We start from the raw sequence: 23812 nt of genomic DNA, 5'->3' as shown, positions 1-23812 counted from the left end.
TGCCCCTACAGGGTGTTCGATCGGGGTGTAACAAGATGGTCGGGGCACGGCATGGTCAACATTTTCCCCTGATGGACAGTTATTGATGCCGTGCCCCTACAGGGTGTTCGATCGGGGTGTAACAAGATGGTCGGGGCACGGCATGGTCAACATTTTCCCCTGATGGACAGTTATTGATGCCGTGCCCCTACAGGGTGTTCGATCGGGGTGTAACAAGATGGTCGGGGCACGGCATGGTCAACATTTTCCCCTGATGGACAGTTATTGATGCCGTGCCCCTACAGGGTGTGGCATCGGGGTGTAACAAGATGGTCGGGGCACGGCATGGTAAACATTTTCCCCTGATGGACAGTTATTGATGCCCTGCCCCTACAGGGTGTGGCATCGGGGTGTAACAAGATGGTCGGGGCACGGCATGGTCAACATTTTCCCCTGATGGACAGTTATTGATGCCGTGCCCCTACAGGGTGTTCGATCGGGGTGTAATAGATCTTTGCTGCAATGACAACTTCCGTAACAAGGGGATGATTGCTGACTGGTTTTAATTGCTTGATGACGCAGTGGTGGCGAGAAGGCAGGTAAGTATCCTCTGCCAGAAAAGTGTGACCAAACCCGCCAGTAGCTAGCGCCCGAATAATTTTATAACGGTTGTTTAACAGCGTCGGCGTCATTTGATTGACTAAATCTAGTTTTTCTTGAAGGGTAACAACGCCGAGGGAGAGGAAATATATAACCGGCGATACATATCCAGGCAGATTTAAGGTAGAAATATTTCGATTAGACCTCTCCAGAAAAAAACTCAAGGGCAGGCAAGATGCCCACCCCACAAGAGTTTTTGGAGAAGTCTATTAGACTTGTTCCACCCATTTACTTTTCCATCAATTTGTGGGCAGGCACCGACGCCTACCCCACAAGAAAAAATGCTCTCTTGTGGGATGGGCATCCTGCCCGTCAGAATGATTTTTGCCAGAAGTCTATTGTTATAGGGACAATGATTAATTTGATATTTTTCTTACTTCAAATCGAGCAAACCGCTGTCTTTCAGCTTAGGATTAAAGCGAATTTCGGTTTGAACGCCACGGGCTTTTAATTCGGCAAGAATTTCAGCCTCAACTCGTCGGGCGACATTTTTTAATATCTTAGATTGCGCCAATTCCTCACCCGCTGCTTGAGCATAATTTGCCTGTTCTTCAGGCGTCATCAGAGGTTTGACATTAATAGATTGCGTCCATTTCGCTTCATCGGTACTATTTCCAGAGGGAGTCGTACCATTTTCAGCAATCCAAGCAGCTTGGATATTTTCTAGAATCGTGCGGTTGGGGCGGTCAATAGTTTGGACTTTCACCCAATAGCAGAGTTGGGGTTGACGTACCAAATGCTGTTTGAGGCTGAGATAAACATCGCGAGAATAGCCGATAAATTGCAGGACTTGGTGGCGATCGCATATCGCATACACGCCGACTTTCCCTTGTAATTGAACGGGTAATTGTCCGTTTTCGTCAATATAAGGGATAAACTCTAAACCGGCGAGGGAGGGAATAGTTTCGGTAGTCATTGGTTAGTTTTTAGCTAATTTTTCGATAAATGGCACAAAGGCGACTGGGATTAAATATCTTAGCTTTGAACATAAAATTAGGCGGTACGTTGATAATTGCGTACTCGTCGGATTGGTGATACATCTCGAATTCAGCTGGCATCCCTTTAGGCGTTGAGGTACTGTAGGGAACCGGCTGAAACAGCAATGAGGTAAACTCAACGGACGAGCATTGAAGCTGTTCGCCGATTTGGGCGAGAAAAGCTTCCCCCGTCAATAAGGCGAACAGGGTAGCTTTGGCTTCCGCGTCGAGGGCGACACTGCGATCAAAGTTTTCGACTATCTTGAGAGCCATAGGGACGATGGGTTAACGCTTAAAGCTGCTACTTGGATCAGAGTATGGGATTGGGTGCGCGACGTGGTATAAAGAATTTTGACAATCATCGCCGTTCACGGCGATGATTCTTGGTTCGCTGAGTCCACTTACCTCAGATGCCTTGCGTTATCAGAGACAGAGGTGGTTCTCTCCCCAAGCGTTACTTCGGGTGTGCCCCACCCTAGTTGAATCACTTCAAGTTTTGTTGGAAAAACTGATTCGTCTAGTCCCTGCAAATCTTTTACCCACTTCCAGGAGGATCTAGAACTATGAAGTAGAACGCCATAGATTTGATTGCCAAGGTTCAGTGTATGCCGTTAGGCTACTAGGTTTTTCATGTGGTTGAATACCTTGCCACGTCTATACTATAGCCTAAAAGTCCCCCTAAAATGGGGAGGCTAATAACCCATTTTTTAGGTAAAATAGGCGGCGAGAGCGATCGCACCCCAAAGCGCGTGTTATTCTAGCTGCCATTAGGGAGCAGCGGTTGCAGCGATCGCCTCAGTGGTATAAATTGTTATTGGTTAAAGGTTGCTGGGGTATGAGCGATCGCATTCAAACCGAATTAGTAATTGAAGCAGGTCGCACCGAAAGTCAGTATTGGAAAGATTTGTAGCAATATCGGGAGTTATTCTACTTCCTGGCATGGCGAGACATTCTGGTACGCTACAAGCAGACAGCGATTGGCATAGCCTGGGCGTTGATTCGACCTTTTGTCACAATGGTTGTGTTCACGATAGTATTTGGCAACCTAGCCAAGTTACCATCTGAAGGCAATGCCCCTTATCCAATTTTGGTATTTGCAGCCATGCTACCCTGGCAATTTTTTGCCAATGCGCTTGCCGAATGCAGCAACAGCTTAATAGTCAACAGCAATTTGATTTCCAAAGTTTACTTCCCCCGTTTGATTGTGCCTGCGAGTGCGGTAATTGTCAGCTTTGTAGATTTCCTAATTTCTGGCATGATTTTGCTGGCGCTGATGGCTTGGTACAACTTTGTCCCCAATTGGCGCATAGTGACGCTGCCGCTGTTTATCTTAATTGCTTTTGCCGCAGCGATGGGAGCAGGACTTTGGCTAGCTGCACTCAATGTAAAATATCGTGATTTTCGTTATATTGTGCCGTTTATCGTGCAGTTTGGCTTACATATTTCACCTGTTGGGTTTAGCCGTAACATTGTCCCGCAAAAGTGTTGCTGGCTCTACTCATTGAATCCGATGGTAGGAGTAATTGACGGCTTCCGCTGGGCTATATTGGGTGGAGAGTCAAAAATTTACTGGCCTGGATTTAGCATATGAATAGTTTTGGGCATTAAAGGATATTTCTTTGGAAGTGAAGCAGGGCGAGGTCGTTGGCATAATTGGTTGCAATGGAGCTGGAAAATCAACTCTATTAAAGATTTTGATCTAGATCGCTGAGCCAACGGTAGGACGCATTTCTATCATTATGATGAGAATGTCACGTTTGCTAAAATTGAAAAGTTTTTAGATACGCCAGTCAAGCGCTATTCTTCGGGTATGTATGTGCGCTTGGCATTTGCAGAGTGGGATAAGTTTGTAGATATTTATTAAAGGAGGTGATGTTACCATTTAAATTGCTAAGACTTAGATTCTCAAACAGTATATTTGAGAATTTTAGACCAAAAAAACCAGCTTTAGCATTGCCGTGCCAAGCTGGAGTTTTCAACAAATTCTTTGGTCGTTGTTTGTCCTGACATTCCTGACGGAAACATAAATCCTCAAAATCGCCAAATAAGGAGACTCTGATTGCTTATGAGACAGAAACCAAAAGACAAACCTTATCAGTTTAGCAAAAATTTGGCTCGTTTGCTAATGGTGGTATGGGCTGGAGCTATTTTTGTCCCGATTCCATTAGTCTTGTTGGAAAAAGCCCCGGCACGCTTAGCTATAACAGCTCAATTGATGATCTGGAGCAACTTGCAGCAGGCTTGCCGACTGTATCAGGACGCACAAAACCAGGACAATGAATGAGAGAAGCACCAGAGAGATCAGGGTAAGCGCTAGTTAGGAAAACCGCTAGAGCGATCGCCAACGGACTTGTTCCGTTGGCGATCGCTCTTTTCCCTGACTGATACCCTGCTATCGCTGGGTTGGTTTAGCGGATGCGATCACCATGGGAAGTGGGTCTGCTGTAATCTTGTGTAGGAGACAGAGTAGAATATTAAGAATCCTAAATGTATACCCTCAAAATGCCTGCTGGCTATTCATTGCTGTGATGAGCGATCGCATTCAAACCGAGTTGATAATAGAGGCGGGTCGCACCGAAACCCAATACTGGAAAGATTTGTGGCGATATCGGGAGTTATTCTACTTCCTAGCATGGCGAGACATTCTGGTACGCTACAAGCAGACAGCAATTGGCATAGCCTGGGCGTTGATTCGACCTTTCCTGACAATGGTTGTTTTCACGGTAATATTTGGCAACCTAGCCAAGTTACCATCTGAAGGCAATGCCCCTTATCCAATTTTGGTGTTGGCAGCCATGCTACCCTGGCAATTTTTTGCCAATGCACTTGCCGAATCCAGTAATAGCTTGATCGGTAACGCTAACTTGATTTCCAAAGTTTACTTCCCCCGCTTGATTGTGCCAGCAAGTGCAGTAATTGTAAGCTTTGTGGATTTCTTAATTTCTGGGATGATCTTGTTAGCGCTGATGGCTTGGTACAACTTTGTACCCAATTGGCGCATAGTGACGCTACCGCTGTTTATCTTAATTGCTTTTGCCGCAGCGATGGGAGCAGGACTTTGGTTAGCTGCACTGAACGTAAAATATCGAGATTTTCGTTATATAGTGCCGTTTATCGTGCAGTTTGGCTTATATATCTCTCCTGTTGGTTTTAGCAGCAACATTGTCCCCCAACAGTGGCGCTTGCTCTACTCTTTAAATCCGATGGTGGGGGTCATTGATGGCTTCCGCTGGGCTATATTGGGTGGAGAGTCCAAACTTTACTGGCCTGGATTTACCCTATCTTTGGGATTAGTTGCGTTGTTGTTTGTCAGCGGTGTATTATACTTCCGCAAGACCGAGCGCACGTTTGCAGACGTTATTTAGGCAGGAAGCGATCGCGTGTCTGATACCGTAATTCGCGTTGAAAATTTAGGGAAAAAATACATCATTGGGCATCAGAAGCAGGAGCCTTACAGGTCGTTGCGAGACGCAATGGCTAATCGAGTTAAGCAATTAAGTCGCCAACTGCTTAAGCCTTCCTATGGTCAAAGCACTTTAAATCAAAGCTCTGAAGAATTTTGGGCATTAAAGGATATTTCTTTCGAGATTAACCAAGGCGATCGCGTTGGTATAATTGGTCGTAACGGCGCCGGAAAATCAACCCTATTAAAGATTTTAAGCAGGATCGTAGAACCAACCACTGGGCGGATTTGGCTCAAAGGGCGAGTCGCAAGCTTATTAGAAGTGGGAACTGGCTTTCACCCAGAATTGACGGGTCGAGAAAATATCTATCTTAATGGTGCTATTTTAGGGATGAGCAAGGCAGAAATCAAAAAAAAGTTTGATGATATCGTAGGGTTTGCGGAAGTCGAAAAGTTTTTAGATACGCCCGTGAAGCGGTATTCTTCAGGAATGTATGTGCGCCTTGCATTTGCAGTAGCAGCTAATTTAGAACCAGAAATTTTAATAGTAGATGAAGTGCTAGCAGTAGGAGACATTGAATTTCAGAAAAAGTGTTTAGGTAAAATGGGGGAAGTGAGCAGAGAGGGACGAACGGTACTATTTGTCAGTCATAGTATGGGAGCAATATCCTCCTTAACAGATAAGGTTTTTTGGCTAAACCAAGGAACTTTGAACCTGAGTGGGGACACCACTAAAGTTGTGACGAGTTACCTGAATCAAGGGTATCAAAAAGTGTCAGTATGGAATACCTCCCGCTTGAATAGAAATCCCCTACAGATTTTACGAGCTGAAATTTGCTCGGATGAGGATTTAATCGACGTGCGAAAAGGATTTACCATTATGATTGACTATGTAGTTCGTCAAGTCATATTTGGTGGAGTTGTCGCAGCTATTATTCATGGCTTTGATGGAACTCCTTTAATTAGTACAGAAGATGTGGATACTAATCTAGAATTACTGAATAAACGCCATCCAGGTAAATATAGAACTTCTGTGAAAATTCCGGGAGATTGGCTAAACGCTGGCATATATATGCTGAGATTAGTTTCTACGATTCCTTACCAAATCGAGTTTGATAATATCGAGGCATTTCGTTTTGAATTAACAGAAACAGGTAACCCCAAAATCAGGGCGCACAAGCAAGCCTACTTTCTACCCTATCTAGACTGGGAACAGAAAAAAATTGATGACTACAAGGAAGCAGAGAGGAATTAATGAAGAAGTATTGATCGAGATAAAGTAGATATAGTCAATAGAAACAATGGAGTTATGAGTAAGATATTAATTACAGGCGGAAGTGGATTTGTTGGCTCTAATCTGGCTCGATTTTTTGCCAAAAGTAAGTCAGTGTTTGTCAGCAAATTAAGTGCGCCTATAGCTGCCGATTTACTATCATCCGTCGCCAAGCCAGTGTCATTGGATGTGCGGGATGCCAATGCAGTATTTACTACATTTGAAGAGGTATTGCCAGAGGTAGTAATTCATGCTGCGGGCAACAAAAATGTCAAGTATTGCGAAAATCATCCCGATGAAGCGTACGAAACCAATGCGATAGGAACCAAGAACGTAGCTCGTGCCTGCCGCAACATTGGGGCGCGGATGATTTATATTTCCACCGACTTAGTTTTTAGTTGCACAGACGGAGGCTATAAGGAAACAGACCTACCACAGCCCAGTTTAGTTTATGGGAAAACAAAATTGCAAGGAGAAGAATTAGCTCAACAGGAATTAGACAAAGTAGCAATTTGCAGAAGTGGTGGAATTTACGGCAAGGCTTCGCCTCTATTAAAGTGGTTATCAGCACAGATCGAAGCTGGTCAAACGGTGGAATGTTTCGCTGACGTACTGAACACGCCAACTTATGTGAATAACCTGGCGGAGATGATAGAAGTAATAATGCAGCAACGCTTAAGTGGTATATTTCATACAGTAGGACGAGAGCGGGTGAGCCGATTCCAGTTTTTTCACTCTTATGCCAGTATCTTTGGACTCAATACCGAGCTAATCTCTCCTGTACAAGCAGGCGATCGCAGAGAGCAGATGTTACTACAACCAGATGCCTCTCTTTCGATTGAGCAAACATCTGCAATTCTGGGAGTCAATTTTAATTCTGTAACAGAAGGATTGTCTCGCTTAAAGTTAGCAGGTGGCGTGTAATGCCAAACATTTATTAGGAGCGTGCTGAGAGCAAGTAATAACCATGACTTCTGTAAGCGATCGAACAGTCAATTTACCAATTTGGCGAGTTAAGTTTTTTGAAGATTTAAAACGCTCGGTACAACTAGAAGGTAAAAAAGTATTGGAAATCGGTTGCGGGGATGGAGCAATTGCCAAATTAGTGGCAAGGCAGACAAATCCTCAGTTTGTCTATGGGATCGATCCCTATTCTTATGCGATTTACCCAATTTATGAAGAAGAAAAATTAATGTGTCTGAACCTGAACGCAGACAATTTATTATTTCCGAATAGCTATTTTGATGTAATTTTTTCCCACAATGTTTTTGAACATATTTTAGATTTGCCACAGGCGTGGCAGGAAATCAAAAGAGTTTTAAAACCGGGAGGCATCTTTTATACTCATTTCGCTCCTCTATGGACTCATGCTTACGGACACCATTACTATGATGAAACCGATGAAAGTTTCTCTTGCATAATTCCCCCCTATGGACATTTGTACATGAAGCCAGAGCAAATTAATCAATTGCTCAAAGCCAATACCACATTACCAGAAGATCAGAAAAAAGCGATAAGATTTATATTTGGAGATGTTTGTAATAAAATGTTTCCATCTGAGTATCGAAAAGTTTTCCTGTCAAACGATGATTTTAAAATAGAAGAGTATTTAGAAATAAAACAGCATCATCACAATCGACCAATTCCTCAAGAGGTATTTGAAAAATACCCGTCTGTGCCAAAAGAAGATTTTGAAATATCGGGAATCACTGTCAAAGGAGTAAAATTATCCCAGACTGAACCAGAAAGTGAATCTTTGAAAGAACTTTATAGATTTTACGCCTATTACACAGAGTCCCAAAATAAAAAACTGCTGCGGCGGTTATCAATCAAACTAAAAAGTATTTTTAGTGGTTAGTGATGGATGAAAATTGAAAAATGTTTTAATTAATCGAGGTAAGTTAAGCCAGAGGGTAAGATGAAAAAACTGTCTCCTTACATGAGAAAAGCAGATGAACGGGGTGGATTTTGGGGAATTACGCGGGAGAGTTGGGCTGAGGTTAACTTTGTGGAAACAGCAGGCAACCAAGTAGGCGGGAAGCATTACCACAAGGAAACTTATGAGCTTTTTTCATTAGATCAGGCGAAATAGAAATTGAAATTGATAACTTGCGCTCGGGGGAACACATTGAATTTTGTGATAAAAAAGGAGATGTGTTTATCATCGAGCCAGTGGAGCAATATGCTATCTAAGACGCTAGACTTAGAAAATCCTGACTTTCATAGAGAATGAGGCAGCTTTATGCGGCGTAAGTGGAAGATTGGGTTACGTTTGTTTCATATCAATACACTGGATGTCAGCAAGCCGGGTAACGTTCATGGTGACGAAGTAGTAGCGCGCGGCTGGGAGAAGTATCTATTGAGGCGCGACGATGTTGAGTCAGTGTATGTGTATGGAGCCAGCGGAGCGATCGCAGAAGAACTAGACGTCCTCATTCACTTCAATCCTTTCTTGGAATTACATCCTAAAGTTAAGAATATTTTATATCTCCAAAATGCTTTTGCTAAAGAAAAATATCCAGGAGGAACAGCAGGGGTTTTTCAGGAAGTTAAATCCAAATTTGATGGTTACTTATTCACCAGCCAAAAGTTGATGGAAGTATGCGCTAACGGGGCTGTTGTTCCTTTTGCTACCGACCCCGAATATTTCTACCCGCAACCATCAGAGGTTTACCAACATCCTGTATCCTTTGTAGGGAATGATATTAGAGGCCCTATAGTGAACCTACGCTACTTTTTACCCGCGATACCCTTTGGGTTGACGATCTATGGAAATCTGTGGTCTGAACCCTTATCTCAAGTTTGGCGGGGCAAGTTGCCAATGCCAGATCTACCTAAATTATATACAAGTAGCTTGATTAATTTAAACGCCCATATTCTAGAACATATTGAATTGGATACAATTAACTTAAGAATTTACGATATTTTAGCTTGTGGAGGTTTCATTTTATCTGACTATGTAGAGTCTATACCATATATGTTTGGAGATGCTGTCGTGTGTACTGAAGGATATGAAGACGAGTGGGCAAAATTAGTTAGTTATCTAGCCGACCCGGAGGAGCGACAACGGCGCAGTCAAGAGGGACGTAAAATTGTTCTGAGCGACCATACTTATAGGAACCGCGTAGAAACTTTAATCAATTATTTGCAGCAATTTTTGTAGTTATTTGTATTCAATATTGGGGTATAGCTAATACAACTCATTCAGGAGAAAAAAATGAACGTAATTTTCGCAAATATACCCTTCATCAAGTATGACAATCAAGGTAAGATATACACGGGACCTAATGCAGGATCGCGCTGGCCTTGGACGCTCCCAGGGATTCATGGTTATGCTTGTTTTCCATTTTTCATGGGGTATGCTGTTAGCTACTTAATCGAGCATGGAGTTGATGCCAAGTTTTATGATGCTGTTGCCCTGCATCACTGGAATTATGAATTAGTAAAAGAAAATATTGCTAAGTTTAAACCCGATGTTTTATTTCTGGAAACATCTACGCCTTTGTACCGCAAGGTTGAAGAATTTGCCATCTGGGCTAAGGAAAACTTTGACAGCCGTATTGTTTTGGTAGGCCCCCACGTTCAAGCTTATGTAAACGATCTAATTCAAAAACCCTTTGTCGATCACTGTGTTATTGGCGAATATGAAAAACCCGCTCTTGATATAGTATCCAAACTGGATAAGGCCAAGCAGATTTACACCTACGAACACGTAGAAGACATTAATTTTTTGAATGGTAAAAATTTTCTACCCTTTAGACCTTTTGAGTATCTATATAACTACTGGGAACCTACCATGAACACGCCGCGCCCTCAGTTGGCAGTCAGCACTTCGCGCGGTTGTCCATTTAAATGTACGTACTGTCAATGGCCGAAAGTGATGAATAACGGGCAGTACCGTAACCGAATGCCTGAATTAGCGATCGATGAAATCAAGACAGTGATAGAGGAATACAAAACCTATGAAGAAAATATTCAAAGAGAAGAAACTCTATTAACCAAAGTCCAAAAGTATAGTATTCGCAACCTGAAAGACACGCTCAAGGGGCGGCAAAGTATAATACAAGGCATTCAAAAAGTCCAACGTGGTTATGATGTTAAAGGGATAGGGAGTATTCTATTTGACGATGACACTTGGAATTTGGGAACTAAGAGAATTACAGAACTTTGCAAAGGGCTTAAAGAGATTGGTCTACCTTGGACAATGATGGGGAGAATTGACACCTCTAGTTTAGAAATATACGATCTGATGGTCGAGAGTGGCTGTGTTGGAATGCGGTTTGGGGTTGAAAGTTTCAATCAAAAGTTGGTTGATAACGTTAAGAAGAGCTTGAATACTAAGAGAAGCTATGAAAATATTAAGTATTTGATTACCCGCTTCTCTAACATGGAATTCCACTTTACGACCATGAAAAATATACCAGGAGAAACGGATGAAGATTGGGAAAAAGATCTCAAAATTCTAAATGAATTAAAGGATATAGGAGCCAAGTCAAACAACATCATCCACTGGCAAAACTCTGACTGTGTGGCGTTCCCCGGTACAGAGTTATGGGAAGAAATGGTAGCTCTTGGCAAGGGAGAGGAATTAAGAAACTTTGAACTTTACGATGGCGGAACGCATAATGATGCAAAGCTGGCTGAAGCCGTTGGCTGGCTTGGCAAGGACTATAAACCAAAGTGGTCAAAGTATTCTAAGATGGGAGAACCAACTAATCTGCCTGCGGAATGATTCAAATGAAAATTCTGATCGATGGCTGCGTATTTACTCAGAATAATCACACCGAAGCCATTCAGTTTTGGAGGCAACTGATACCACCTTTGATATCTCAATTACAGGGGCATACAATATATTTCCTCAATCGAAGTTCAACCCCGGCTTTCCCAGAACTTGACTGGATAAAAAATCTGTTTGCCCCTGGGGTTGACTTCTCAAATTTTGCTATTGAGACTTGTCGCTTATCGGCTCTGTGCCAAGAGCTTGACATTGACTTGTTTATCAGTACTTACAACACCAGTGCAGGCACTCAAGTAAAGTCCTTGTTTTTGTTAGGGGAGCCATTTTCGTCAACTACTTTGCCAAATCAGGATTTGGTCTTAATATCCAGGCAGCGTGCTAGGAAAATGGCTTATATTTGCCTGATATGTCAAGATGGTGCTGAAAATATAGAAGATCTGGGTATTGTAAAGCCATATTGCATTTGGTTATCTGGTTGCGATCGAGTACATGGCCTTCAGAACCAGTCCGAATTAAACTGGATATCTATTGCTAATCAGATCGTCACGGCTATACACGAACTGGTGAACTATGAACCCACTGCTGAGGCTATTGCTCGTATGAAAGCTGAGGAGGAAGCAGTAAAAGCAGAGGCGCTGGATATTAAACTTAGAGCAGAGGAAGCAGTTAAATCACAGGCATTCTATCCCGACTATAACCCTAACACAAGCCAAAAAACAGCTGATTTTATGTACTTGTCTCGGATATATTATGCTTTGAGAAGAGTAAATAGATATCCAGAATATGCAATCAGAATTTATCAATGGTTCAAAGCAAAGATCGTAATAGTAAAAAAAAGTATTACGGCTGATTAATGTTTAGCTAGTCACATGATTTATGAAAAAGTTGCTGTCTATTTGCTATAATTTCCCACCAGAGCCAAGGACGACGAGTAATCGGATAGCCAGAATTATGAAGTATTTACAGAAAGACTGGCAGATTGAAGTTATAACACCAGTGGAAGATGGATATTTAGGAGAAGAAATTGCGGTTCATTCAGTCAAAAATTGGTATCCTAAATATTTGATAGATCTGCTAATAAAAATTAAGTTGGAAAAGTTATTAGAATGGGTCATTCCTTTTTGGGGGGAACCAGCTTTTTTTTGGTTGGCTCCAGCATTAAACAAAGCTAGAAAATTAATCAAGCAAGAAAGACCTGATGTTATTGTTGCATTCATGATGCCTTATTCTATTGGAATAATAGGCGTTATAACGAAGTGGTTAACCGGGTTACCTTTGGTATTAAACTTTGATGACTCGCCCACTTGTGATGATATGCATAGCAGTTTTTACAGTTGGTTCCATTATCGCCTGACGTTATGGATGGAAAATTTTTACGTCCATCAGGCTGATGCAGTTATCTACGTTTCACAACTAAACTTAGAGAGGGTGCGATCGCGACAACCTCAACAGGATCGTTCAAAGTTTCACCTGGTGCGATATGGAGCCGATCCAGAAGAATTTTCTCAATATCCAGCAAGAACCGATAATGAGTTTCACATTACCTACACGGGAGCAATGGCTGGCTGGTTTGAATTTTATTATAAGCCTGGAGAAAAAACATGTATTAAAAAAATTTATCAAGCTTGGCTGAAATTAGGGCATTATCAGATTGCTAAACTTGACCAGCGAAGCGCCAGTCCGATGTTTGTGGGTCAAGCTGTGCAACAAGTGTTAATCAATTATCCAGAGTGGGAGGGAAAAATTAAAATTAAAATTTATGGAAATTTGTTTGCTAAATACGTTGTTGACCGAGCTTTACAAAACCAGAATCTTACAAATATTGTTTCTGTTTCTAGTCCAGTCTCCAATGAAAAGTCTATTGAATTAGCTTGCCAATGTGACCTGTTGTTTCTGACGCTACCGGCACGTCCGCCTGGGTCTTGTCCTGGGGGTCGCATATCAGGCAAAACCTATGAATATTTAATGACTGACCGCCCGATTCTAGCAGCGGTTCCAAAAGGAGAAAACTGGGATTATCTCGAAGGTAAGCCAGGAGTTTGGCTGGTGGAACCAACAGACGTATCTACCATGATAAAAGTTATTAGTAAAATTGCTGCTGCAAAGTTTTCAGGAAAACAGCTAACCTTCGACCGTACTCATTTATATGATGAACTGAGCTATGTAACTCGCGCCAAAGAGTTTTCTGATGTCTTGGATAAAGCTATATATATTCGCCAAAGTTATCCAAAAATAAGAATGATATGAACTAAGAAATTCGCGATTAAATAAAAGTTACAGCTTGATTTAGCCGGTGTCAGGCTAGCCAAATATTTAACAACTTTAGTTGATTATTGGTAAGAAGATGACTGCTACAACCTTAAGAACCATTTATAAACAGCTAGTCCCCTCAGCGATAAGAGATGCAGTGCGTCCTCTAAAAGATCCATTAGGTATGTATGTCTCACAGGTTATTAGACAAAAATCCAACTGCGAGGTCATGTCTGGGCCATTTAAAGGGATGAAGTACAATAAAATGGACAATACACATCCATTATGGTTGCTCGGAACCTACGAAATGGAAATTCATCCAGCTATTAATCTCTTGCAAAGCTTTGAGTTCGATCAAATTATTAACGTGGGTGCAGCCGAAGGTTATTATGCAGTAGGTATGTCCCTACTGTATCCAAAAGCATCGATTTACGCCTTTGAGGCTCAAACTGACACTTTGCATCCCACAATTTCAAAATTAGCTTCAGAAAATTTGGTGGGTGGAAGGATTGAAATTCTTGGGTTGTGTCGCCCAAGTGATTTAAACAAATTGTTAGAAAAAGAAACTAAGAAAAGCTTGTTGATTATGGATGTTGAAGGCGCGGAAGTTGAGCTTTTAAATAAATCGAAGGTGAGCGGATTGGCTCGGACTGCTGTTCTTGTAGAGATTCATGATATGTTTGTTCCGGACTGCTCTAAAATAATTTATGAGAGATTTAAAAATACTCACAAAATAGAGAAGTATACCACCCGTCCGCGCACCTTAAATGATTTTCCTTTCAAAACTTTTACTATTCCTAGTTGGCTGACAAAGCAGGCTGTTTTAAATTTCATGTATGAATCCCGCTTCAGCAAAGAGGTTACACATCAAGATTGGTTTTTAATGCTCCCTTTGTTAAGGTGAAATCAAATGGAGTTGTTTTTATGTATTTTGGCCCTCTTATACATGATGACTCAGCTTTCCCCGCTCAATTGAACCAAATGCTTACCGTACAAGCAAGTCTATTTGCCATCCCATATGCCCAAAGAAACCCGGTTTTCCAGAATAAGTACGGCAGATTGAGTTTTTCAACATCGTTTGGTAAAAATAGAAAGCGATTTTTATCATTGTTTAAACGAATTAATGATTTTTAAATGGAAAAAAAATGGATATATCGTGTATGTTGGGTTTAAAAAATAAAATAAAACAAAGTGTCAAATACAGATTTTGGTATAGTTATTATAACTTACTGCGCCAAATTAAATGCCTTCAACGTCCTAATATAAAGTGGAAACCTCTAGACCCCTGTTTGCCAAGGTTTGTTTCAATTGTGCATGAAGCTGATGTGCCGTTACTGGCATATAGCCTCAACTCTTTGATGCGACAAGTGGATAAAAGACCTAACTTTTGGCTGGTTGGAGATTCTGATGCTGCTTATGCTAAGCTATATTCTTGGCTTTCAGGTGCTTCACCACCCGATGTAGAGTTTTGGCACTGGGAAAGTTTATTGTCCAAGTTAGATTCAAGGTATCAAACTTTTATCAAAACTTGGTTGAACTCTGGAAAGTGGGGGGGATATGCCAAAAAGTTTGCGATTACTTTAGCAGCAAATGCGGATTCAGATATTCTACTTTTTGATGCAGATGTTTTATGGTTTGGTGATTTTCCCTCTATTTTACAATCTTTGCGCCAGAAAAATCCGACTATCTTAGCGGGTCAAGATTATCAGCAATCCTATGACCTGGAGGTGATAGAATTTTTAGGCGATCGCAGCATCTTAGCAGGCGCTCCTTTAAACTGCGGCTTGGTATATTATTCTCAGGGTATTTTACCCCAAACTATCCCAGCCGAAAAGTTGATGAATTTGCTTCCTTATGCGAAACAAGCAACAACCCACCTGGAGCAAACCATTATTGCTCATGCTTTTTGGCAAGCGAACGGTCAATGGTTTGATTCAGACACCCTTGCGACTACAATGATAGATAACTTCAAACTCAGAAGACAAACTGAATCATTGGCTCGTCACTACGCTGGAGGAAAACATCTTTTCTGGCGCGATGCCTATTAATTGTTAAATGATTTAAACCTCAGGTAATGAAAATCCTTTTCTGTAGTCCTGCCCCTCTAATTAAAGAACTTGGCGCTCCGAAAATTTGGATTGAACTCGCTGAAGAAATGGAGCAACTCGGCTGGGAATGTAAAACAATTTCTCTACAGCAACTTGCAACCATACCAAAGCATCTGAAAAATCATCAACTAAGTTGGCAACTTATTTTTTCTGAAGCATTACGACAATATTTGCGCGAACATGCTGCTGAATATGATGTCATAGACTATGACCAGAGTTATCTTCCTTACTCTAGAAGCGAATTTCACCCACGCACCCTTTTCGTCGCTAGAGCTGCACTGCTTGTCCACCATTTGGAAAAAATAAATATTCCACAGCCAAAAACCTGGAAATCTAAAATTCGCGGTTTAATCAAAGGTAAACGCGATGCTATAGACAAGCAGAAAATAGCACAGCTTGCTCACAAAACGGTGATTGAATCTGACTTAGTGAATGTGGCGAATTATGACGATAAAGATGAGTTGGTTAGGTGCGGAATTCCAGCCGAAAAAATTATTGTAATTCCTTACGGAATTAGTCGCAGTCGCCGACCAATATTTGATGGTATTTCCCTCGAAGTTCCAGGGGAACCAAAAGTAGTTTTTGTCGGCACGTTTGATTACCGTAAAGGAGCCAGTGACTTTCCAAGTATTGTAGAAAATATTTGCGATCGCATTCCGAATGTAACTTTTCGTTTATTAGGCACGGCTGGTTTATTCCAAACTAAAGAAAAAGTTTTATCTTTCTTTCCCCATGAGTTAAAAGAGCGAATTGAAGTAATTCCTAGATTTAACGCCCAAGAGTTACCAGAACTTTTAAAGTCTTGCTCGGTTGGAATTTTTCCCTCTTATTTAGAATCCTTTGGCTTTGGAGTTTTAGAAATGCTTGCAGCTTCTATTCCTGTAATTGCTTATAATGCACCGGGACCACCGATGATGTTACCATCAGAATATTTAGTTGCTCCAGGCGACACTGAAAGTATGAGTGCAAAAGTAATTGACCTGCTAAAAGATAAAAGCAAACTGGCTCAAGCACGAGTATGGGCAAAAGAGCGATCGCAGAAATTTTGTTGGCAGGAAATTGCGAAACATACCAGCCAAACTTATTTAGAATATTGGCAAAGGAAGCAAGCCAGTTTAAATCGCTAGTATATATGTTTTTGCATTCTTACTTTAGATAACATGAATATTCAGTCAATCGTTGCCTCACTCCCGTCCTATTTCAGACGTCATAAGCTAATCCAGTTGCTCTTGCTTATTTCACCAAACTCACGTATCCAATTAATTCAATTCAATGGTACAGCCAGACTCTTTGCAGACCTGGGAGACCCTTGGCATAGACAAATTTTGATTACAGAACACTGCGAACCTGAGTTCTTTTAACTAGCAACTTGAGTTAATATTAATTCCAGAGTAAAATTTTTAGGTAACTAAATATTTAGCCTAACGCAGAGAATTTGAGAGGAAAAATGAAAATATTATCCATTAGCAATTGTCCCCTAATAGAATATCAAGGTTCAGGCTATATTATCCTTAACTTCTGTCGGGGTTTGCGTGATAGGGGGCATGAAGTAGACTTATTTGGGCCAGAATCTTATGAACCTTTTGAATTTTTAAAAGGACGAGCAACCAGTTATCGTCAAGCTGTGGGAATCTTGTTTTTGACCCTAGGTCAATTAACCAAAAAAAAGTATGATATAGTTGAATTTTATGGCGGTGAGTCTTGGTTAACTGCTTTAGTTTTAAGCAAAATTTACCAGCGAAATTTTTTAATGGTTAGCCATTCCAATGGTCTAGAGACGCGCTTATACAAAACCTTAGTTGCAGCATCTAAAACAGGTGCTATGACCAGCCCTTTTACAAAGTGGTATCAGTTCGATCAAACAGCTTTGTTTAAAAGTGCTTTTACTCAAGTCGATGCACTTGTGACCCTGAGTGAAGACGAACTTAAGTATGCTTTAACCTTGGAGTACATGGACAGATATCATGCCATTTTTGTAGAAAATGGACTGAGAGAAGACTACTTGAATTTAAATGTTGAATTTGAGAGGCAACCCGTAATTGGTTATTGTGGTACTTGGATAGAACGAAAAGGCATTAATTTAATTAAATCGGATATTTCTCAGGTGCTAGTTGAGTTTCCCAACTGTAAATTTAAACTGATTGGAGTCGGATATAATTTCAAAAAAGAGGAGCATTTTCCCAGAGAGGTATGTTCGCAAATAGAAGTGATTCCTTTAGTAGAAAATAAGCAAGAATTGCGAAGTATATACCAGTCAATATCTATATTTATTCTGCCATCATTTTACGAAAGTTTTGGAATTGTAACAGCTGAGGCAATGGCTTGTGGTTGTGCAGTTGTTGTTAGTAAAATAGGATTTGGTGCAAGTCTTAAACACCGCCAAGAAGCGATTGTCATGGAAAAGCTGACGTCTCCAAATCTCTATCAAGGCGTTAAGGATTTATTGCAAGATCAAACACTCTGCTTAAGGATTGCCAAAGCAGGTTACCAACGAGTACAAAATCTCAGGTGGGATTTAGCTGTAGAAGTGTTGGAAAATAATTATTTGAAATGGTTAAATGAATTTCAACAAAAAAAGCAGTAAATTGAGGATGAAACTCGGAAAAATTATCACTATTACGGGGAGAGTCCATCCTCATACTTGTGGGGTTGGGGATTACTCGGTAAATTTAGCCGCATACTGTCAAAATCAGTTGGGTGTGACGATTGATATAGTTGTGGAACAAGGTTGTCAGGAATCAGACAATCCTGTCAAAGTTTTCTCTACAGTAGAAAGTTGGTATAAATTAGGTTTGCAGCAACTTCTAGAGTGGCTGAAATCAGAAAATGTTGAAACGGTAATTTTACAGTACACTCCGTGGCTTTATTCTGACAAAGGCTACAACTTGGCATTATTGGATTTTTGGCAACAGTGTCACAAAAGCTTTGAAACCTTATTAATTGTTCACGAAACCTACTTTTGGTTTCTTAAGTATCCGGGGACGTGGATGGTGGGGTTATTACAACAGTATGTATTGCGCTCGCTCCTCCATTCCAGTCATCACGTCTTCTGTGCTTCCGAACTTTACCTGCATCGCTTGAAAAGATTCAGTAACTCAAAATCAAAAATTCACTATCTACCAATTCCCAGTAACATTCCATTCCAACCCCTTTCTTCCTCGCAAAAACAATCGGTACGTCAAAAATTAGGAATTGCCCCCGAACAACTGGTAATAACACTGTTTGGTTGTGGTGAGTCAATTCTGCCAAACTGGATTTCGGCATTGGATCTTTACCTCAATTCCAACTACTCTATTATTTGGTTATTATTAGGAAACGCCCAGTCACTCAGAACCCTAAAAAATCCTGCCATCCGTCCTGGTTATCTCGCTCCGATTGAATTGTCCCATTACTTACAAATTTCCAATTTAATGTTAATGCCTCACCGCTTCGGCATCAGTGCTAAACGCACATCGCTCATGTCCGCTTTAGAACATGGCATACCCGTAATTGGAACGGATGGAATGCTTACAGACTCTTTCTTACGGCAACTCCCCAGCGTATTTTTAGCCCCAGAAAATTCTTACCCCGCTTTCGAGAAACAAGTGCTAAATAGTTTGACTCAACTCCCCGACCTTGATAATTTAACTAAAGTAACTCAAAACTACTACGACTCAAATCTCAGTTGGAGCGTCGTCACTAAAACTTTGCTTCCTTATTTGCAACCGTGAGGAAAATGTCAGGCAAAACTGCTCGCACAATCTCAATTTTTCTCCATTCGCTCCTGTTTTTAGCGATCGCATCCGCCGTACTGACGTACTGGTATGTATCAGAGTATGCCCTAAAAGGCAACTGGCATCCGGAATATTACACAAGAGTAAGTTACATTTTGCTAGTACCGACTTGGCAAAAAGTTTTGAAAGATGGCTTTACCTTGTTACTGCTGTTGTTTAGTGCTTTATTACCACCAACCAATACTGGCAAAAGTTTTTCTAGTAATAGAGGTTTAAAAGCCAGTTACGCACTGTGTCTTTGCGTTTTGGGAATTGCTATTGCTAGAAGCATCACTAGCGAGCTGAGCTTGGTAGCAATCATATCCTGCCTTAGACCGATATTTGTTGTCTTTGCCCTGTTTTTCTTTTGTCACCGTCACCTGAATCGATGTTCTCTGCGCTGGGTTTTTGAATGGGTAAATGTTTTAGCAGTTATTCAAGTTTTCTATGCAATTCGTCAGCGATTATTTGCGGTTTTATACAATGGAGTATCCTGGATAGACAATGGCACAGTCCGCTCTGTGGGAACTTTTATCGGTCCCAATACAATGGGGTTATTTTTAGCCTTAGTTTTTTACTTAAATCTTGAAATTTTACCTCGACACAGATGGCGGTATATTCTTTTGTTATTCTGTGTAATAGGAGTTTTTTTCTCAGGCTCGCGCAGCGCCACCTTAATTGTAGTTTTACTGACTTGCTTCAGTTTATTTAATCAAATCAAGCGAGGGTTTAAAAGCAACAAAGAACGCTCGTTAATGACAGCATTGGGAGCGATATCGCTGCCTGCTATTTTAATCCTTTTAATTCTTCAAGTCAATAGTTTAAATACCCGTGCCGCTGGCACGTCTGCGTCTAGTGGAAGATTAGAAATTATTTTCAACTACATAGATCGCTCCGATACTTTTTCTCTATTGTTTGGTAAACATTTAGGGTTTGGGTCAGAAATTCTGTTCACTTTACATAAAAATGGAATACTGAAAGCAGATAGCGGCAGTTTATTTTTAGCTGACTCTACTTGGGCTTCTTTGCTAGCTCAGTTTGGCTTTTTAGGAATTTTTGCTATTTTTATTACAATCTACTACCTTTGGAAAACTCCTGAATACATTACTCTTCCTTATAAGCCAGCTATAAAAAATAACTTAATCGCTCAAAGGAGCGGATTGCTGGTTTTTATCGCAATTATTTCTTCAGTGGCAGTTTTGCAGGAATCTTATGCCATTTTGCCAATGGTATTGGCGCTCTTATTTGCACTCAGATTAGAGCTACCCTTATATCAAACCTATTATACTATCGAAAAAAATGATGCTTATGCCAACATAGAAGGCGGAGAAAATTAATGGGAATAAGCCGTTCATTGATACATATTTGGCTACCAAATTTAAACCCATACAAAAATATCAAAGGAGGAATTCAAGTTTATTCAGAGTTTCTGATTCAAGCTATGCAGAACCTCTATAGCAAGAGCAATTATGAAATTTTTTCCAAACACGATACCAGCAAACCTCCAGCAGCTTTTAACGTTAGAAATACGCGATTCAATTTTGTGGGAAATTGGCCTTTAGCTTTACGGACGGCTGTTTTTGCGCTTCAACTTTTGCTATTTGGAATTTGGCAACGTCCGCGCTTAGTTTTAACAATTCATCTCAATTTTACCCCAGTAGCTTACTGGTTGAAATGCTTGACGGGAATTCCTTATTGGACGGTAGCTCACGGCGTCGATGCTTGGAATATCAAAAGTCCTAGTTTACAGAGAGCTTTGCATCATGCCGATCGCATTTTATCAGTCAGTGGTTATACGCGCGATCGCTTGCTCAAAGAACAAAATCTCGACCCCAAAAAAATCTCAATTTTACCCAACACATTCGACGCCAATCTATTTAAAATCGCTCCCAAACCTGTTGAATTACTCAAACGATATAACCTGACACCCGAACAACCCGTTATTTTAACCTTGGGACGATTATCAAAACTCGAACAGTACAAAGGATATGACAAAATTCTGGCAGCACTTCCCCAAATTCGGCAAACTATTCCTAACGTTCACTATATTATTGCTGGAAAAGGTGATGACCGCTCCCGCGTCGAAAATTTAATCGGCGAATTGAATTTACAAGATTGCGTCACCCTGGCAGGTTTTATTCCCGATGCAGAACTTTGTCAACACTATAATTTGTGCGATGTCTTTGCCATGCCCAGTAAAGGCGAAGGATTTGGTATCGTATATTTAGAAGCCCTCGCTTGCGGCAAACCAACATTAGGAGGCAATAAAGATGGCGCCCTTGATGCTTTGTGTCATGGAGAATTAGGAGCTTTAGTTGACCCGGATAATGTCGATGAAATTGCTCAAACTCTAATTCAAATTTTACAAGGCAAATATTCACATCCGATAATGTATCAACCTGAAATATTACGAAAAAGAGTGATAGAAATTTTTGGATTTGAACGATTTCAGCAAACATTAGCTGAATTAATAAAATACTCTACAACAGGAGAAACATCGTGAAAGTTTTGCACGTTATTTTTTCCGTTTCATCCTTGCGAGGCGGGCCGAGTCAAGCAGTATTGAGTTTGGTGAAAAATTTAATAGCCTGTGGCGTTGATGCTGAAATTGCCACAACAAATGAGGCAGGTTCAACGTTGTTAGATGTACCTTTAAACCAGAAAATTGAATATGAAGGCGTGCCAGTTTGGTTTTTTGAACCCTTTTCACCGCCGAATCAAGGCGTGTCAATTAATTCAGATAAAGCGTTTATATTCTCAGCAACTTTAACGCAATGGTTGTGGCAAAATATCCGAAATTATGACATTTTAGACAACCACTATCTGTTTTCCTATGCATCCACTTGTGCGGGTGCGATCGCTCGCTGGCAAAATGTTCCTTATACCGTCCGCACCACCGGACAACTTGCCCCTTGGGCGCTTGCTCAAAGTCGGCGAAAAAAACAACTTTATTCCTTTTTAATTGAACGACATAATCTAAATCGAGCAGCGGCAATTCATTGCGCTTCTTCTGGCGAAGCAGAAGATGCCCGCAACTTTGGCGTCAAAGCCCCAATTATTACCCTACCATTAGGCGTTGAACAGATACAAGAGCAACCGGGAGCAAAACAACAACTCAGGCAGAATTATCAAATACCTGCCACAACACCCATCGTGCTATTCCTGGCTCGAATTCACCCCGTCAAACGTCCCGAATTACTATTAAAAGCACTCGCTCAATTGGCACAAAACTATAATTTTCACCTAATTTTGGCAGGAACGGGTGAAACTAGCTATCTCGAAGATCTGAATAATCTAGCATCATTACTGGGTTTAAAATCTCGGATTTCCATGCCCGGTTTTGTCACCGGCGAAGCTAAAGCTTTACTATTACAAGGATCAGATATTTTTGTGTTGCCATCGGTAATCGAAAGCTTCGGGATATCCATCGCTGAAGCAATGGCAGCCGGATTGCCCGTAATCGTCACTGAAGATGTTAAAATTTCATCAGAGATTTTGGCAGCACAAGCAGGACTTGTGGTTCCTGGAGAAGTGGAAGCGCTTGCCCACGCCCTGGCAAAATTACTCCCAAACCCCAATCTCCGCCATCAAATGGGCGAAAATGGCAAACAACTGGCAACTCGTTGCTATAGTTGGGAAGCGATCGCCTCCCAACTTGCCTCGGTTTATACTGCCATTGTTCAGGAACAACCCCTTCCCCAGTTTCCCGAAACATAGTAGCATGAATCCGATCCACTACAATTGCTATCCCTTGAATTGGCAGTTAATTGTCAAGCGGTTTTCCGATAAATTTACGGATCGTTATCAAAAAAATCTCAGGTTTTTGAGATAGTTTTTCAAGGCGAATTAAATGCTTAACTACAACTTGCTCGAAACTCGCATCGATGAATTTGCCAAAACCTTTGCCGAAGCTAAACCGTTTAGACACCTGATTGTTGATGAATTTTTAGAACCAGAAGTAGCCGCCGAAGCTTTCAGCGTTTTTCCCAAAATGCAAGAAATGGATACGCTGAAAGATTTCAGACAGTATAAAGCTCAAGACCCAGCTATTGATAAGTTCGATCCCATTTTTAGCCAAATTATATTTAAACACCTACAATCCCCCCGCTTCCTGGAAATTATGACCAAAATAAGCGGCATTCCCAACCTGCTTGCCGATAAACAGTTATATGCATCAGGACTGGCTCAGGGGGCTAATGGCAGCTTCTTAAACGTTCATATCGATAACAGCTCTCACCCTAAGACAAAACACTATCGCAGGCTGAATCTTCTGGTTTATTTAAACAAGTATTGGACAGAAGAAAAGGGAGGACACTTAGAACTATGGTCAGCAGATATGTCAGATTCCGTAGCGATTTTACCTACCTTTAATCGCATGGTAATTTTTGCGACCGATAAACAGTCTTGGCACGGTCATCGCCACGTCAACACCCCAGACGGAGATACGCGCAAGTCTATTAATATCTATTATTTCACCGAAGAATCACCCGATAAAACAGATTATTACCACGTTACAAGTTTCCGCGCCAGAAAAAATGAAATCCTCAATCAAGTACTCTACCCAGTCGATAATATGGTTCGCACGATGGCTCGTAATCTCAGGCAGAAAAAAGACCAACATGCTGTTTTGTTTGATGAAAATCAGAAGCAAAATGACCAGTGAATTGGCATA

Annotated in this window: 22 protein-coding genes and 2 pseudogenes; 21 read left to right on the top strand and 3 right to left on the bottom strand. The window is 41.0% G+C overall.

The window, feature by feature from the left end; genetic code table 11:
- Nucleotides 1-443 precede the first annotated feature (443 nt).
- The 3 genes from MiSe_RS26105 to MiSe_RS26095 all read right to left on the bottom strand — a co-directional run bounded on the left by MiSe_RS26105 (nt 444) and on the right by MiSe_RS26095 (nt 1889).
- On the bottom strand, nt 444-827 hold the full coding sequence (locus tag MiSe_RS26105) for a hypothetical protein (RefSeq protein WP_226586130.1): 384 nt from the start codon (nt 825-827) through the stop codon (nt 444-446).
- 185 nt (nt 828-1012) lie between these two features.
- A complete protein-coding gene (locus MiSe_RS26100) occupies nt 1013-1555 on the bottom strand; it encodes a GIY-YIG nuclease family protein (protein ID WP_226586129.1) in 543 nt (180 codons plus the stop codon).
- Between the two features lie 10 nt (nt 1556-1565).
- A complete protein-coding gene (locus MiSe_RS26095; RefSeq protein ID WP_226586128.1) occupies nt 1566-1889 on the bottom strand; it encodes a hypothetical protein in 324 nt (107 codons plus the stop codon).
- 562 nt (nt 1890-2451) lie between these two features.
- On the opposite strand from MiSe_RS26095, the pseudogene MiSe_RS26090 reads away from it, so the two are divergent.
- The 21 genes and pseudogenes from MiSe_RS26090 to MiSe_RS25990 all read left to right on the top strand — a co-directional run.
- A pseudogene (locus MiSe_RS26090) lies at nt 2452-3204 on the top strand (ABC transporter permease); the annotation flags it as partial.
- Nucleotides 3205-3211: 7 nt separating this feature from the next.
- Nucleotides 3212-3450, top strand: a pseudogene (locus MiSe_RS53995) (ATP-binding cassette domain-containing protein); the annotation flags it as partial.
- Between the two features lie 231 nt (nt 3451-3681).
- Nucleotides 3682-3900 (top strand): hypothetical protein, encoded by a 219-nt coding sequence (locus tag MiSe_RS26080; protein WP_226586127.1) that lies wholly within the window; start codon nt 3682-3684, stop codon nt 3898-3900.
- A 244-nt stretch (nt 3901-4144) separates the two neighbouring features.
- The gene (locus MiSe_RS26075) at nt 4145-4981 is read left to right on the top strand and encodes an ABC transporter permease (RefSeq protein WP_226586126.1); all 837 of its coding nucleotides are present in this window, start codon (nt 4145-4147) and stop codon (nt 4979-4981) included.
- A 15-nt stretch (nt 4982-4996) separates the two neighbouring features.
- Nucleotides 4997-6274, top strand: coding sequence for an ABC transporter ATP-binding protein (locus MiSe_RS26070; RefSeq protein ID WP_226586125.1), 1278 nt, complete (start codon nt 4997-4999; stop codon nt 6272-6274).
- A gap of 54 nt (nt 6275-6328) precedes the next feature.
- Nucleotides 6329-7216 carry an SDR family oxidoreductase gene (locus MiSe_RS26065; protein ID WP_226586124.1) on the top strand — a complete coding sequence of 296 codons (888 nt, stop codon included), beginning with the start codon at nt 6329-6331 and terminating at the stop codon, nt 7214-7216.
- Between the two features lie 43 nt (nt 7217-7259).
- The gene (locus MiSe_RS26060) at nt 7260-8150 is read left to right on the top strand and encodes a class I SAM-dependent methyltransferase (protein ID WP_226586123.1); all 891 of its coding nucleotides are present in this window, start codon (nt 7260-7262) and stop codon (nt 8148-8150) included.
- 60 nt (nt 8151-8210) lie between these two features.
- A complete protein-coding gene (locus MiSe_RS26055; RefSeq protein WP_226586122.1) occupies nt 8211-8384 on the top strand; it encodes a hypothetical protein in 174 nt (57 codons plus the stop codon).
- Nucleotides 8385-8534: 150 nt separating this feature from the next.
- Nucleotides 8535-9455: a CgeB family protein gene (locus MiSe_RS26050; RefSeq protein ID WP_226586121.1), complete on the top strand. Its 921-nt coding sequence runs from the start codon at nt 8535-8537 to the stop codon at nt 9453-9455.
- Between the two features lie 54 nt (nt 9456-9509).
- Entirely contained in the window at nt 9510-11024 is a 1515-nt protein-coding gene (locus tag MiSe_RS26045) for a B12-binding domain-containing radical SAM protein (RefSeq protein WP_226586120.1), read from the top strand.
- Nucleotides 11025-11029: 5 nt separating this feature from the next.
- Nucleotides 11030-11884: a hypothetical protein gene (locus MiSe_RS26040; protein WP_226586119.1), complete on the top strand. Its 855-nt coding sequence runs from the start codon at nt 11030-11032 to the stop codon at nt 11882-11884.
- 22 nt (nt 11885-11906) lie between these two features.
- A complete protein-coding gene (locus MiSe_RS26035) occupies nt 11907-13277 on the top strand; it encodes a glycosyltransferase (RefSeq protein ID WP_226586118.1) in 1371 nt (456 codons plus the stop codon).
- Nucleotides 13278-13374: 97 nt separating this feature from the next.
- A complete protein-coding gene (locus tag MiSe_RS26030) occupies nt 13375-14184 on the top strand; it encodes a class I SAM-dependent methyltransferase (protein WP_226586117.1) in 810 nt (269 codons plus the stop codon).
- Nucleotides 14185-14605: 421 nt separating this feature from the next.
- Nucleotides 14606-15328, top strand: coding sequence for a hypothetical protein (locus MiSe_RS26025; protein WP_226586116.1), 723 nt, complete (start codon nt 14606-14608; stop codon nt 15326-15328).
- 26 nt (nt 15329-15354) lie between these two features.
- Nucleotides 15355-16515, top strand: a complete 1161-nt coding sequence (locus tag MiSe_RS26020) for a glycosyltransferase family 4 protein (protein ID WP_226586115.1) — start codon at nt 15355-15357, stop codon at nt 16513-16515.
- 320 nt (nt 16516-16835) lie between these two features.
- The gene (locus MiSe_RS26015; RefSeq protein ID WP_226586114.1) at nt 16836-17972 is read left to right on the top strand and encodes a glycosyltransferase family 4 protein; all 1137 of its coding nucleotides are present in this window, start codon (nt 16836-16838) and stop codon (nt 17970-17972) included.
- Between the two features lie 7 nt (nt 17973-17979).
- Nucleotides 17980-19098, top strand: a complete 1119-nt coding sequence (locus tag MiSe_RS26010) for a glycosyltransferase family protein (RefSeq protein WP_226586113.1) — start codon at nt 17980-17982, stop codon at nt 19096-19098.
- Nucleotides 19099-19103: 5 nt separating this feature from the next.
- A complete protein-coding gene (locus MiSe_RS26005) occupies nt 19104-20477 on the top strand; it encodes an O-antigen ligase family protein (RefSeq protein ID WP_226586112.1) in 1374 nt (457 codons plus the stop codon).
- Nucleotides 20477-21643 carry a glycosyltransferase gene (locus MiSe_RS26000; protein WP_226586111.1) on the top strand — a complete coding sequence of 389 codons (1167 nt, stop codon included), beginning with the start codon at nt 20477-20479 and terminating at the stop codon, nt 21641-21643. Before MiSe_RS26005 ends, MiSe_RS26000 begins: the two co-directional genes overlap by 1 nt.
- Nucleotides 21640-22857: a glycosyltransferase gene (locus MiSe_RS25995; protein ID WP_226586110.1), complete on the top strand. Its 1218-nt coding sequence runs from the start codon at nt 21640-21642 to the stop codon at nt 22855-22857. Before MiSe_RS26000 ends, MiSe_RS25995 begins: the two co-directional genes overlap by 4 nt.
- A 133-nt stretch (nt 22858-22990) precedes the next feature.
- Nucleotides 22991-23803: a 2OG-Fe(II) oxygenase gene (locus MiSe_RS25990; protein WP_226586109.1), complete on the top strand. Its 813-nt coding sequence runs from the start codon at nt 22991-22993 to the stop codon at nt 23801-23803.
- Nucleotides 23804-23812 lie beyond the last annotated feature (9 nt).

It is taken from the genome of Microseira wollei NIES-4236 (assembly GCF_020521235.1).
GTDB lineage: Bacteria > Cyanobacteriota > Cyanobacteriia > Cyanobacteriales > Aerosakkonemataceae > Microseira > Microseira wollei.
The sequence above is the reverse complement of the archived record's forward strand: the minus strand, read 5'-3'. Positions and strand labels throughout refer to the sequence as shown.